General features: G+C 48.7%; 13 protein-coding genes. 6 read left to right on the top strand and 7 right to left on the bottom strand.

What is annotated here, in order from left to right; all coding sequences use genetic code 11:
- Nucleotides 1–11 precede the first annotated feature (11 nt).
- The 3 genes from HQN60_RS01585 to dtd form a co-directional block, all read right to left on the bottom strand.
- Nucleotides 12–1370 (bottom strand): MATE family efflux transporter, encoded by a 1359-nt coding sequence (locus HQN60_RS01585; RefSeq protein WP_173532043.1) that lies wholly within the window; start codon nucleotides 1368–1370, stop codon nucleotides 12–14.
- Nucleotides 1371–1372: 2 nt separating this feature from the next.
- Nucleotides 1373–1684 carry a hypothetical protein gene (locus HQN60_RS01580; RefSeq protein WP_173532042.1) on the bottom strand — a complete coding sequence of 104 codons (312 nt, stop codon included), beginning with the start codon at nucleotides 1682–1684 and terminating at the stop codon, nucleotides 1373–1375.
- Nucleotides 1685–1932: 248 nt separating this feature from the next.
- Complete coding sequence (gene dtd / locus HQN60_RS01575) at nucleotides 1933–2382, bottom strand: D-aminoacyl-tRNA deacylase (protein ID WP_173532041.1); 450 nt, start codon at nucleotides 2380–2382, stop codon at nucleotides 1933–1935.
- Between the two features lie 196 nt (nucleotides 2383–2578).
- Between dtd and asd the strand changes: the two genes are divergently transcribed.
- Nucleotides 2579–3685: an aspartate-semialdehyde dehydrogenase gene (asd, locus tag HQN60_RS01570; protein WP_173532040.1), complete on the top strand. Its 1107-nt coding sequence runs from the start codon at nucleotides 2579–2581 to the stop codon at nucleotides 3683–3685.
- A gap of 140 nt (nucleotides 3686–3825) precedes the next feature.
- A complete protein-coding gene (locus tag HQN60_RS01565; RefSeq protein ID WP_173532039.1) occupies nucleotides 3826–4095 on the top strand; it encodes a SemiSWEET transporter in 270 nt (89 codons plus the stop codon).
- 176 nt (nucleotides 4096–4271) lie between these two features.
- Here the strand turns inward: HQN60_RS01565 and HQN60_RS01560 are convergent, their stop codons facing one another.
- From HQN60_RS01560 to HQN60_RS01545, 4 genes are all read right to left on the bottom strand, one after another.
- Nucleotides 4272–5657: a TolC family protein gene (locus tag HQN60_RS01560; RefSeq protein ID WP_173532038.1), complete on the bottom strand. Its 1386-nt coding sequence runs from the start codon at nucleotides 5655–5657 to the stop codon at nucleotides 4272–4274.
- Between the two features lie 8 nt (nucleotides 5658–5665).
- Nucleotides 5666–6817 (bottom strand): HlyD family secretion protein, encoded by a 1152-nt coding sequence (locus HQN60_RS01555; RefSeq protein ID WP_173532037.1) that lies wholly within the window; start codon nucleotides 6815–6817, stop codon nucleotides 5666–5668.
- Nucleotides 6810–7322, bottom strand: a complete 513-nt coding sequence (locus HQN60_RS01550; RefSeq protein ID WP_173532036.1) for a DUF3302 domain-containing protein — start codon at nucleotides 7320–7322, stop codon at nucleotides 6810–6812. The genes HQN60_RS01555 and HQN60_RS01550 overlap by 8 nt, the downstream gene beginning before the upstream one ends.
- A gap of 313 nt (nucleotides 7323–7635) precedes the next feature.
- A complete protein-coding gene (locus tag HQN60_RS01545) occupies nucleotides 7636–9276 on the bottom strand; it encodes an electron transfer flavoprotein-ubiquinone oxidoreductase (RefSeq protein WP_173532035.1) in 1641 nt (546 codons plus the stop codon).
- 156 nt (nucleotides 9277–9432) lie between these two features.
- Between HQN60_RS01545 and HQN60_RS01540 the strand changes: the two genes are divergently transcribed.
- The 4 genes from HQN60_RS01540 to HQN60_RS01525 all read left to right on the top strand — a co-directional run bounded on the left by HQN60_RS01540 (nucleotide 9433) and on the right by HQN60_RS01525 (nucleotide 12409).
- Entirely contained in the window at nucleotides 9433–10179 is a 747-nt protein-coding gene (locus HQN60_RS01540) for an electron transfer flavoprotein subunit beta/FixA family protein (RefSeq protein ID WP_173532034.1), read from the top strand.
- Nucleotides 10176–11114, top strand: a complete 939-nt coding sequence (locus HQN60_RS01535) for an FAD-binding protein (RefSeq protein ID WP_173532033.1) — start codon at nucleotides 10176–10178, stop codon at nucleotides 11112–11114. Before HQN60_RS01540 ends, HQN60_RS01535 begins: the two co-directional genes overlap by 4 nt.
- Before the next feature lie 115 nt (nucleotides 11115–11229).
- The gene (locus HQN60_RS01530) at nucleotides 11230–12006 is read left to right on the top strand and encodes a ferredoxin--NADP reductase (RefSeq protein WP_173532032.1); all 777 of its coding nucleotides are present in this window, start codon (nucleotides 11230–11232) and stop codon (nucleotides 12004–12006) included.
- Nucleotides 12007–12109: 103 nt separating this feature from the next.
- Nucleotides 12110–12409: an STAS domain-containing protein gene (locus HQN60_RS01525; protein WP_173532031.1), complete on the top strand. Its 300-nt coding sequence runs from the start codon at nucleotides 12110–12112 to the stop codon at nucleotides 12407–12409.
- Nucleotides 12410–12483: the final 74 nt, after the last annotated feature.

Below are 12483 nucleotides of genomic sequence, written 5' to 3'. Positions count from 1 at the left end.
ATTATAAAGTCTTAGCTTGCTATACCTGTTTGAAGTGCCCGTACGCTGATTCGTCTAAAAAATGCAAACAGTGAGATCGCGGCAAAGGAGAGGGCAATGACCAGCGCCAACCAATAGCCCGCCGGACCTTGTGGGCTAAATGGACCGACCCCAAATGTCAGCGCGTAACCGAGCGGAATACCAATTACCCAAAAAGCCGTTAAGTGGATAATCAACGGCATACGCGTTGATTTATAGCCGCGCAAGACACCCGCCACCACAATCTGGGTGGCATCCGAAAACTGGAAAAATCCCGACAACAATAGCAATTTGGCCGCGAGCAAAATCACTGCCGGATCGCTGGTATACCAAGCCGCAATCGTGCCGCGAAAGAGAATAATCATGCAGCCAGAAATAATCGCCAAGATAAAGCCCAGGTAAATCCCAGTTTCACCAATAAAGCGTGCCAGTTTAAAATCGCCTGCGCCAACGGCCTGCCCAACGCGAACGGTGAGCGCGGTGCTAATGGCCAATGGAATCATAAAAGTCAGCGAAGAAAAATTCAGTGCAATTTGATGCGATGCCACGGTGGTGGTACCCAACTTGGCCAGCATCAGGGCAATCAAACTAAACGCACTTGATTCAACAAAAAACATAATGCCGATTGGAATGGCCAACTTAGCCAATTGTTTTTGCGTCTGTAGACGTAGACCTTCGATATGACGAAACGGGTGCGTGTCTCGATAAATCGGCGAGACGCGAATCCAGATAATCCACATGATGGCGCTAAACCACATACACATCGCGGTAGCCCAAGCGCAGCCAACAGCGCCCAATTCCGGAAAGCCCCAGTGGCCATAAATTAACACGTAGTTGGCGGGGATATTGAGCAGCAGCGCAATAATCGAAATCACCATCATCGGCTTGGTTTGATTTAAGCACGAGCTATAGCCATACAAAACGCGCGCAATCGCTACCGCCGGAAACCCCCATGAAATCACCGCCAAAAAGCGACTACCTTTTTCGGCGACGTCAGGCGCTAAACCAATCTGAGAAAAAATCGGCAGCAAACTATGCGCGATCAACATCATGATCAGGGCGATAAACAGCCCTTGATATAAAGCTTGTTGCGTTAACGACGGGATTTCATGCCAAGCTTTGGCGCCGACTTTTTGCGACGCCATTGGGCTAATGGCAATCAATAAGCCAAACATGGTGACAATCATCACGCTCCAAATCGACGTGCCGACTGAAACTGCGGCCAAGTCTCCAGCCGATAAGTGGCCAGCCATGACGGCATCGACAAAGCCGGTGCCAGTTTGAGCGAGTTGGCCGATCATAATCGGCCATGCGAGAATCCAGGTGGCTTTAACGTCTTGCAAACGGGGCATTGCTATCCTTTGGGAATGGGGCGTGCAGGCTCATAAATGGCCAATAAATCAGGAAAGCGGCGTTGAAACAATAAGGCTTCAGTGCAAAGCAAATCCAAAATCAATAAACTACCATCGGGTAAATTATGCGTTGGTAGGTGTAAGCTTTGGGCCGCGGCAAACGCCCGAATTAAGGAATGCGGGCCGGTATAGGGCGCGGCGCGAAGCTGTAAGCAGTGGTGCTCGCGATACCTGTCAAAGTTAAGGCGGCGGTTTTTGCGTAATCCCGTTGGTGCTGGGAGGCTTATCGTTGTTGCTTCTAAACAATCATACATGGGCAAGCTCCTAAGAAACTCGCCGGTGATTCTGTTTATTCGATTGAATCACCGACGCTTTAGCGGCATTTCGAACGCGCCCCGCAATTTGTCGATTAATTGGCGCAAAAAACAAAAAACCCACGTGCAGTGGGTTTTGCACGCTTTAGCGAGTATTTATAAAGCGCCCGCAAGCTGGGTTTCAAATCGGCGCTAAGGTCATTCTGCACTTGGCATGTTGTTTCGGTCAAGTACGGGTAAAGCCTTATTTAGGGGGCTTTGCTATCAATCAATAAAGTGATTGGGCCGTCATTGATTAAAGCCACTTGCATATCAGCACCAAATCGCCCGGTTGCCACTGGCTTGGTCAGCTTGAGGCTGAGCTGGCGAACAAATTCATCAAACAATGGCTGACTGATTGGCCCCGGCGCTGCCTCGCCCCAGCTGGGTCGATTGCCTTTTTTGACATTGCCAAACAGCGTAAATTGGCTGACCGCCAAAACATCCGCCCCCACATCGAGGATGGATAAATTCATCACGCCGTTTTCATCATTAAATAGCCGTAAATTGGCGATTTTATTCACTAGCCATTGGATATCAGCAGCTCCATCCTCATGCGTAACACCAACCAGCAGTAATAAACCGGCATTGATTTGGCCGATGGTTTCGTGGCCAACATCGACTTGAGCTTGTTTGACTCTTTGAATTAAAACGCGCACTGGAGTCCTCTTGGGTCGCAAAAAGCCTAATTTTAACGCCGATTGGCGGGGCATGCTGCACTGTGAAGGTACGTTTGGAAACATTTAAATTGGATAAAAGCGCGCTTAATTGGCTTTGCTGGCTAGTCAGGCATACGGAATTTCACTAATATCTAAGACTCGAATTAATTAATTGTTGTCGCTAAAGGATGTAATCATGAAACGGGTGGGTCTAGTCGGTTGGCGCGGTATGGTGGGTTCGGTTCTGATGCAACGCATGCAAGAAGAAAAAGATTTCGATGTGATCGATCCGGTTTTCTTCACAACGTCGCAAGCAGGCCAAGCTGCACCTAATTTTGGTAAAGACGCTGGCACCTTGCAAGACGCCAACGATATTGCCCAATTGGCCGCAATGGACGTGATTATTTCTTGCCAAGGCGGCGACTACACCACCGAAGTTTTCCCAAAACTGCGTGCTAGCGGTTGGCAAGGCTACTGGATTGATGCCGCTTCAACCTTGCGGATGGAAGACAATGCCGTCATCGTGCTCGATCCGGTGAATGACGACGTGATCCAAGGCGCTTTGGCCCGTGGCGTAAAAAACTACATCGGCGGCAACTGTACCAACTCGATCATGTTGATGGGTATGGGCGGTTTGTTTAAAGCCGGTTTGGTCGACTGGGTTTCGTCAATGACGTATCAAGCGGCATCCGGCGGCGGCGCGAACCACATGCGTGAATTGCTTAAAGGCATGGGCGTGGTATACAACGCCGTAGCCGATGAGTTGGCAACGCCAGCTTCAGCGATTTTAGACATCGACAAAAAAGTCGCACACACCATTTCAAACGACGTACCCACTGAATTTTTTGGTGCGCCACTCGCTGGTGGTTTGATCCCGTGGATCGACAAGCAACTCGACAACGGCCAATCCAAAGAAGAATGGAAAGGCCAAGCCGAAGTGAACAAAATCCTCGGCTCTGACGCCACAATTCCAGTCGATGGTTTGTGTGTACGGATTGGTGCGATGCGTTGCCATAGCTTGGCATTAACCATCAAACTGAAAAAAGATCTGCCACTGGCTGAAATCGAATCCATCATCAAATCGGGTAACGATTGGGTGAAATGGGTACCGAACGATCGCGAAGTGACCGTAAAAGAGCTGATCCCAGCGCAAATCACGGGCAAGCTCGATATCGGTGTTGGCCGTGTGCGTAAACTGAATATGGGCCCTGAATACATCAGCGCATTTGTGATTGGTGACCAATTACTTTGGGGCGCCGCTGAGCCACTGCGCCGCATGTTGCGGATTTTGCTGGCGAAATAAGGTTTAGCTTTTTAAGATAACGGCGCGCAGAGCGCCGTTTTTTTATGGCAAGTCGGATGAATGTACGGGTTGTTTGCGGCGCAGTGGTTAGAAGTACTTTGCGCGACCGAATTGCCAATCCATGGAATGAGTATTGAGTGATGAATGTATTGAGTTTAATTGGCATGTCCGCCGCGCTATGCACCACCATCGCTTTTGTGCCGCAAGTCTGGCAGGTTTGGCGTAGTCGTTCGGCGAAAGATATTTCCTTAGGTATGTATTTGATTTTTGTTACCGGGGTGAGTTTATGGCTGGTGTATGGCTTTATGCTCGGCGATTGGCCGTTGATTTTGGCTAACTCGGTGACCTTGTTATTGGCGGGGGCGGTACTGCTGATGAAGCTTTACTTTGAACATAAAGCGAAAAAATAAGTCGTCGTGTGTTTGCTTGCTTGTTAGGGCCAGGGTAAATCAAACGAAATTACAGGTAAAAAAAGCGCAGAAAGCGCTTTTTTTATTGCTTTGGATAGGCCAATAGCCCGCGCTCTACGATTAGGTATTGCTCTCTAGAACATTTAAATCAAAATCGAGAGAGCAATACCTATGAGTTAGCTAGGGAAGTGCCCACCTAATGCTTGATGTAAACTCACCCGATTACTCAGGCGCTCACTTTGTACACGCAGTAGATTGGCTTCGGCGCTCGCTAGATTAAATTGCTGTTGCAATACGCTATAGCGATCTGCTTTGCCGACTTTGAGTTGCACCATTGCGAGTTCGACTGCCTTTTTAAATTGCACCGTTTGGGTTTGCAGTGCAGTTTGCCGTTGTAATAGTACTCGCTCGTTCGACAATGCACCTTCAACTTCATTTAACGCCATCATCGCCGTTTTACTGTATTGGGCCATGGCTTCGAGTTGCTTGGCATTTTTCGCTTCAACTTGTGCTTCCAACAAGCCACCAGTGAAAATTGGCGCCAGCAATTGGCCCGTTAAAGCCCAAAGGGGGTTTTTGAGGCTAGGGTCTAGTTGAATCACCGACTCCTCGATATACGCCACGCCACCCGTGAGCTTTAAAGAAGGCAGGCGAGCGCGTTTGGCAACTTCAACATCTTGAAACGCCGCCCGAAAGCGCTGCTCTGCTGCCAATACATCAGGACGGCGCGTCATCAACTCGGACGGAATGCCCGCTGGTAGCGTCATTGCTGCTGTTGGCAATTGATTGGCCGCAGTGACTTCCGCGGCGGGGTAACGTCCAAGTAAAACTTCTAAGCTACGCTGTGCTTGATTTAATACTTGTTGGTTGGCAGCGAATTGGTTGCGATACAGCGCGACATTGGCTTGGTTGAGCGCAATATCTTGCCCAGTGCTACGGCCGACTTGTTGGCTTTTCTGCGTTAACTGCAGTTGTTGCTCGGCGTAACCGAGCATTTTTTTCGATATTGCCAACTGCTGCTGCGCTTCACTGGTTGAGATCCAAGCACGAGTCACCGCCGCGGCGATGGCTTGTTGGCTATAGAGCAAATCCAGCTCGCTGGCTTTAAAGCGTGAGTCACTGGCGGCTTGTTGGCTAGCTAGGCGGCCCCATAAATCAATTTCCCAGCTGGCAACTAAACCAAAACCACTGGTACTCATATTTGAGGTGGGTAAAGCCGATTGGCCCGTTTGCGCAGCAAAGCCTAAGCTTGGCAGCAGTGGGGCGCCCGCCGCTTTGAGCGCCGCACGCGATTGCTCAAGACGTGCGGCGGCGATACGCAAATCGTTGTTATAGCTTTGCGATTCGGCGATCAACGCTTTGAGCGTGGCATCCGGTGTAAATCCCAAGGTTTCGGCGTCAAACTGGCCGGCGCTTTGTGCGTATTTCCACTGCTTGGCGAGTGTCGTTTTGCCGAGTGCCAAAGGCATTAACTCATGCTGGTTTGGCGGCGAGCTAACCGCACAACCGAGCAAGAGCCCCGTCGTGCTAAGGGCGGCGAGTGAGGTCTTCAAATTAAACATTCACCCTCCTAGTGTAATTTCAGCACAAGATAATTGACGATAGACTGTGCACGAATCATCACCATTCGCAATAAATGCAGTGGGGCGAGTTTTTCGGTATAAATTGCACCGCCACCACGCGCGCCCATTGCAATGTGCGGCAGGGTTTCACCTTCTTTGGCGATGGGTTGCAGTTTTACGGCGTATTTCTGCGCTAAAGGCGCGTGAACGATTTCAGATGGGCTATTTGGAATCGTGCCTGACTGAAGGATTTGACCTTGGCTGGTGGCCCAAACAATCGAATCGACCTTGGCGGAAATTAGCTCGCCTGGCAGTGTTTTGAGCGCGATTTCTGCTTTGTCGCCTGGTTTTACAAAGCGTAGCTCGTTTTGCGCGAAGAAGGCCAAAATACGTTGTTCGTGTTCAACAAAACTCATGGCGGGTCGGAATGGCATTGCCGCTAAGAAATTACCTGGGCGTACCGCCACATTCACCGCATAACCATCTGCAGGCGCGCGAATAATGGTTGAATCCAAATCGTATTGCGCCGCTTCAAGCTGGGCTTTAATTTGTGCCACGCTGGCAATATCAGGGCCAACTACGCCTTCGAGTTTGGTTTGCACCTTCGCTTCGGCCGTTTTGGCACTGGCAACGTTTGACTCGGCCTTTTTCACTTCGGTGACAAAGTTTTCTACGTCGTATTGATTGCCAGCCTCCGCTTTGGCCAATTCTTGCGATTGGGCTAAGCGTTTTTTCATTAAATCTAAATGGGCTTGTGCGGCCAAAGTATTGCTCTTGGCGCTATCTAAATCTTGCCACAAAGTTTTGGCCGATGCGGTGGCATCAGCGAGCTTGGCTTGCAGCTCTTTCACTTTGAGTCGATATGGCGTGTTGTCGATTTCAAGCAATACATCCCCTTTTTTAATCAAGGTATTGCCTTCAACCGCAACGCGAGTCACTGTGCCTTGTACTCGTGGCACAATTTCAGCCACATAATTAATCACGCGTACATCGCTTGACGACGGCGTAACAACGTTAATCGTGAAAATAATGGTCGCGGCCAACACAATCGCGCCAGTGGCCGAGCCCACTTGGCTTTTGATATTCCAAGGAAACAGCTTGAGTTTGATAAAAATCAGCCAAATGATGGCGCAGTAGCCGCCAATAATCAGTTCAAGCATCTTTATTTCCTTCGGCTTTTTGTTCGATGGTGGTTGGCGTTTGCTGGTTTAAAATCAGCTCGCGCTTTTGGTTTAAGCCATCCATTTTTTGTTTGAGTATGGTGAGTTCTTCATCAACCACGGCCAAATCTAGTGATTTATCTGCATGATGTTCGGCATGTTTAAAGAAGTCGTCATGCTTGTCTGTGCCATAGGCAATTTTGTACGCGGTGGGTTTGGCGAACGCCCACAACCAAGCCAATGGCCACAATAAACCACCAAATACCAAAGACAGCAGGCATAAAACTTGGATGGCATGTTTTTGTGGGTGATGATTTTTTTCTGCAATTACTTCGGGTAAGACGTGGACTTTCCAAAATAAATAAATTGCCGCCACCGGAACGGCGACGATAACCACCCAGACCATGACATCGGCAATTGATTCTTCCATTCCTGGAGCAAAAGCAAGTGCTGGCATTGATGTAAGGCAGGCGGCGATAGTGAATAGATAGCCTTGTGGCGTCATGATGGCTTTCCTAGATAAAACTATTGTTCTGGGTGGTAACGACGAATTACAAAATTCAAGGCATGCTGAAGTAGCAAATGCTATTTTTGATCTTATTCTTTCATTTTGCGAATGGATAGTATCAATAGTTATTAAGCCTGCATAAGTATTTTTACGTAGTTTTTATGCAAAAAATTACAATTTATTGCTAATTTTTTCGGCGTGTGTTTTGTGTGTGTAAGCTATTTGCTGGCGCGCATTCGGCGGCAATGATCCTCGTAGGATGTTATTTGCCGCCAAATGGCTGGATGGTGCGGGGTGGGGTGGGGTTGAACTACATGGCGCCGTATAAAGGTCCGCCGCCGCCTTCGGGTGGTACCCAGTGAATATTTTGCTGTGGGTCTTTGATGTCACAAGTTTTACAATGCAAGCAATTTTGCGCGTTGATTTGCAAGGCCGGAGCGTCGTGGTGTTGAATAATTTCATACACGCCAGCAGGGCAGTAATGGCTTTCTGGTGAGCCATACTGAGCCAGATTAACGGTAATCGGGATTAAGGTATCGCGTAATTGTAAATGGCTGGGTTGATCGTGATCGTGCGAGACATTGGCCAGCATTAAAGAATCGAGCTTATTGAATGTCAGTACGCCATCGGGTTTGGGGTAATGAATCGCTGCAACGCTGTTAAGGCGTTTGAGCGTGGTATTGTCTGGGGTGCTATGGCGTAATGTCCAAGGGGTATTGATCCCTAACTTAGATAGCCAAAGCTCTGCACCGGCATACATCGTACCCGCCAAAGTACCGAGTTTAGAGATCGCTGGCTTGATATTGCGCACTTGTTGTAGTTCTTGCCAAATACTTGATTGTGCAAAAGCGGTATTAAAAGCAATCAGTTCATCGCGCTGCCGATCGTTGGCAATGGCCTCTACGATAGCTGGGGCGGCTAACATGCCTGACAGCATCGCATTATGCGTGCCTTTAATGCGCGGGAAATTGAGTAATCCCGCTGAGCAGCCAAGCAAAATCCCGCCAGGGAAGGTCATTTTGGGTAAGGATTGCAGCCCACCTTCGGCAATCGCACGCGCGCCGTAAGCAATGCGTTTGGCGCCAGCGAAAGTGCCACGAATTTTTGGATGGGTTTTAAAGCGTTGTAATTCTTCGAACGGTGATAGCGTTGGGTTTTGGTAATTCAAATGCACCACATAACCAATGGCCACTTGATGCTCGGGCAAATGATAAATAAACGCGCCACCGCTGGTGCTGTTGTCGAGTGGCCAACCTTGGGCGTGTTGCACTAAGCCGAGGTGATGGTGTTCGGGTTTAACTTGCCATACTTCTTTGACGCCAAGACCAAAATGCTGCGGATCGGCGTCTTTACGTAAAGCAAATTTGTTTTCTAAATCGCCAGCGAGTGAGCCGCGCGCGCCTTCGCAAAACAGCGTGTATTTAGCGTGAATTGCCATGCCGAGCGCGTAATCGGCTTTATGTTGACCTAATTTATTGATGCCCATATCGCCAACGGCCACGCCCATGACGGCGCCTGCGTCGTCGTACAATACTTCGGCGGCGGCAAAGCCGGGATAAATTTCAACGCCAAGGTTTTCAGCTTCGCTGGCAAGCCAAGCGCAGACTTCGCCCAGCTTAACGATAAAACAGCCATCGTTGTGTAATTGAGGTGGCAGTAAGATTTGTGGAATCTTAATGCCGGTATCTTCATCGAGTAAAAAGAATTCGTCTTGGCTGACTGCGGTCGCCAATTGCGGCGCGCGGTGTTGCCAATCGGGAATCAGCTGATTGAGCGCAACCGGATCAATCACCGCGCCAGACAAGATATGCGCGCCCACTTGCGCGCCTTTTTCCAAAATACAGACTGAAATTTCGGGGTTGAGCTGCTTTATCGCAATGGCCGAGCTTAAACCCGCTGGGCCTGCACCAATAATCAGCACATCGTATTCCATGACGTCGCGTTCTTGCATCTCAATCTCGCTTCTATATCTGTAAAATCGAATATGTTTATAATAATAATGTGTTTTACATATAGTTTACCGCCGAATACAATCTTCTGCAAAATGGCAATTGTTCTATAATCGCGCGCGTTGATGGTAGTCAATTCGCAGCCTGCAGGAAGCACCATGAAAATTTTAGTCAGCATTAAACGGGTCGTTGATTATCAAATCCGGCCACGGCCAACCCAAGACGGTTTGGATGTCGAGCTTAGCAATGTCAAAATGAGCATCAATCCTTTTGACGAAAATGCCGTCGAAGGCGCGGTTCGCTTGAAAGAAGCCGGTGTAGCCAGCGAAGTGGTGGTGGTGGCAGTTGGCACTGCCGCCAATCAAGATGTATTACGTCACGCTTTGGCAATGGGCGCGGATCGAGCCATTTTGATCGAGACCCCGAGTGTGGTGCAGCCTTTAACCGCCGCTAAATACTTACAAGCCATCGCGCAGCGTGAAACGCCTGATTTGGTGCTCACCGGTAAACAAGCGATTGATGATGACGCGGCTGAAACCGCGCAAATGTTGGCTGGCTTATTAAATTGGTCGCAAGCGACATTTGCTTCAAATATCCAGCTCGCTGACGGCCGCGCTACCGTGGTGCGTGAGATCGATGGTGGTCAGGAAACTGTGTCGTTGCAATTGCCTGCGGTGATTTCCGTTGATCTTCGCCTGAATGAACCTCGATTTATTAAACTGCCCGCTTTGATGATGGCGAAGAAAAAACCGATTGAGACTGTGCCTGCTGCCGATTTTGCCGTCAGCGCACCAGTGTTAACGGTATTACAGATTGCTGAACCGCCAGCACGTAAGCCGGGGAAAATTTTAAATAATGTGACCGAGTTGGTCGCTGCATTGCGAGCAGAGAAGGTGTTGCCATGAGCGTTTTAGTGATTGCTGAATTAGACAGCCACGGTATTAAAGCCGCTACCCGCTCGGCGATTCGCGCTGCGAGCCAATTGGGCGAAGAAGTCCATTTATTGGTGACGGGCAATGATGTGGCAGGTATTGCTAGCGAGGCCACAAAGATTGAGGGCCTGAGCAAGGTACTGCATGCGGATGGGCCGGCGTATGCTCATGGCTTGGCAGAAAACCTCACTCCTTTATTGGTGCAACTCGCCGCCAATTATTCAGCATTAATCGCTGCAGCCACCAGCTTTGGTAAAAATGTATTGCCACGCGCTGCGGCATTGCTTGATGTGGCGATGGTGTCTGAAGTCATTCAAATTATTAATGCCACGACCTTTGTGCGGCCGATGTACGCTGGCAACATCAATGCCACCGTTGTTGCCCCAGCCGGTTTACGGATTTTGACGATTCGTCCAACGGTGTTTGAAGCCGTTGCCGCGACCGGTGGTGCTGCGGCACTGGAAACATTAACGGCAACCGGCGAGACCGGACAAACCACGTGGGTAAGCCGCGATTTGGTTGAGCTTGATCGCCCAGAGCTGGCAACAGCGCGAGTGGTAATTAGCGGTGGTCGTTCACTTGGTAGTGCCGAAGGCTTTAAAGCAACACTCACGCCGTTGGCTGATGTACTCGGCGCGGCCATTGGTGCCACTCGTGCCGCGGTGGATGCTGGCATGGCCCCTAATGATAGCCAAGTTGGTCAAACCGGTACCGTGGTTGCGCCTGAGCTGTATATGGCTTTTGGCGTTTCGGGCGCAGCGCAGCACGTGGGCGGGATTAAGGACAGTAAGGTCATTGTGGCGGTAAATATCGACGCGGATGCACCGATTTTCCAGGTGGCCGATTATGGTTTAGTTGCTGATCTATTTACCGTGATTCCTGAATTAGAAGCAGCGTTGAAAGCTTAATAATTTGAACCAGCGCAGAGATCAATAGCACATAAATCGGCCCAGTTTGTTAGCCCGTTGCTGCTTTTTGCTGTGCCTTTGCGTCTTGGTGGTGAGTGTTTTTGAAGGAAGTTAAATGTCTAAGTTTGCCCATGAAACAGTGCTAAGTGTTCGTCACTGGAATGATACTTTATTTAGCTTTACCACAACGCGCGATGAATCGCTGCGTTTTGAAAATGGCCAATTTGTGATGATTGGTTTGGAAGTGGATGGCAAGCCATTGATGCGTGCTTATTCAATTGCCAGTGCCAATTACGAAGAAGAGCTCGAATTTTTCAGTATTAAAGTGCAAAACGGCCCATTAACTTCGCGCCTGCAGCATTTAAAAGAAGGCGATAAATTATTAGTCAGCCGCAAACCAACCGGCACCTTGGTATTGTCAGACTTAAAACCGGGTAAACATTTGTATTACCTCAGTACTGGTACCGGTTTAGCGCCTTTCATGAGCTTGATTAAAGATCCTGAAGCGTATGAAAAATTCGATAAAATTATTTTGATTCATGGTGTTCGCACGGTGAGCGAATTAGCCTATGCGGATTATATTGAGCATGAATTGCCAAATAATGAATTTTTTGGTGAAGAAGTGCGCAATAAATTAATTTATTACCCAACTGTGACGCGTGAGCCATTTCGCAATCAAGGCCGTCTCACCGATTTAATTACTTCAGGTAAATTATTTGAAGATATCGGTTTGCCACCGCTTAATCCTGAAACCGACCGCGCAATGCTGTGTGGTAGCCCAGCGATGCTAGAAGACACTTGTAATCTATTAGACTCATTGGGCTTTAAAGTGTCTAAACGAATCGGTGAGCCGGGTGATTATGTGATTGAGCGTGCATTCGTTGAAAAATAATGTGTAGATTGGCGGGCTTTTTTTGATTGCAAGCTTTGCATAAGTCTTCTCTCTGGCTAGACTATATTGTACATACAGTCATCAACGTTTTTGGAGTAGGTCTATGCAAGTGAATGTACGCTTTGATAATAACCGCGCCATCTTAGCTTTGAATGGCAATTTTACGTTTGAATTTCATCGTGAGTTTAAACACGCAACGACCTCGGCTTTACAGCATCCTGGCCTCTCTGATATCGAGATCGATTTTTCGGCAGTGGATTATATGGATTCAGCCGCCTTGGGGATGTTGCTGTTACTCAATGAGCGTGCAGCAGGCAAGAAAATTACGTTGGTCAATTGTAAAGGCACCGTGAAGTCAGTGCTCGATATTGCGAACTTTGGCAAAATTTTCGAAATTCGTTAAGTCATTCAATGCCGCCATGCTGCAAAAAAGCCCGAGGAGAAAATCCTCGGGCTTTTTTATTGCATATCACTTTA

Source organism: Deefgea piscis (assembly GCF_013284055.1).
In the GTDB taxonomy this organism is placed as follows: Bacteria; Pseudomonadota; Gammaproteobacteria; order Burkholderiales; family Chitinibacteraceae; genus Deefgea; species Deefgea piscis.
The sequence above is the reverse complement of the archived record's forward strand: the minus strand, read 5'-3'. Positions and strand labels throughout refer to the sequence as shown.

Excerpts from the sequence above, each read along its gene's own strand:
- HQN60_RS01585 (WP_173532043.1), bottom strand. The coding sequence starts at position 1,370 with ATGCCCCGTTTGCAAGACGTTAAAGCCACCTGGATTCTCGCATGGCCG.
- asd (WP_173532040.1), top strand. The coding sequence starts at position 2,579 with ATGAAACGGGTGGGTCTAGTCGGTTGGCGCGGTATGGTGGGTTCGGTT.
- HQN60_RS01545 (WP_173532035.1), bottom strand. The coding sequence starts at position 9,276 with ATGCAAGAACGCGACGTCATGGAATACGATGTGCTGATTATTGGTGCA.
- HQN60_RS01560 (WP_173532038.1), bottom strand. The coding sequence starts at position 5,657 with ATGTTTAATTTGAAGACCTCACTCGCCGCCCTTAGCACGACGGGGCTC.
- HQN60_RS01580 (WP_173532042.1), bottom strand. The coding sequence starts at position 1,684 with ATGTATGATTGTTTAGAAGCAACAACGATAAGCCTCCCAGCACCAACG.
- HQN60_RS01535 (WP_173532033.1), top strand. The coding sequence starts at position 10,176 with ATGAGCGTTTTAGTGATTGCTGAATTAGACAGCCACGGTATTAAAGCC.
- HQN60_RS01565 (WP_173532039.1), top strand. The coding sequence starts at position 3,826 with ATGAATGTATTGAGTTTAATTGGCATGTCCGCCGCGCTATGCACCACC.
- HQN60_RS01530 (WP_173532032.1), top strand. The coding sequence starts at position 11,230 with ATGTCTAAGTTTGCCCATGAAACAGTGCTAAGTGTTCGTCACTGGAAT.
- HQN60_RS01540 (WP_173532034.1), top strand. The coding sequence starts at position 9,433 with ATGAAAATTTTAGTCAGCATTAAACGGGTCGTTGATTATCAAATCCGG.
- HQN60_RS01555 (WP_173532037.1), bottom strand. The coding sequence starts at position 6,817 with ATGCTTGAACTGATTATTGGCGGCTACTGCGCCATCATTTGGCTGATT.
- HQN60_RS01550 (WP_173532036.1), bottom strand. The coding sequence starts at position 7,322 with ATGACGCCACAAGGCTATCTATTCACTATCGCCGCCTGCCTTACATCA.
- HQN60_RS01525 (WP_173532031.1), top strand. The coding sequence starts at position 12,110 with ATGCAAGTGAATGTACGCTTTGATAATAACCGCGCCATCTTAGCTTTG.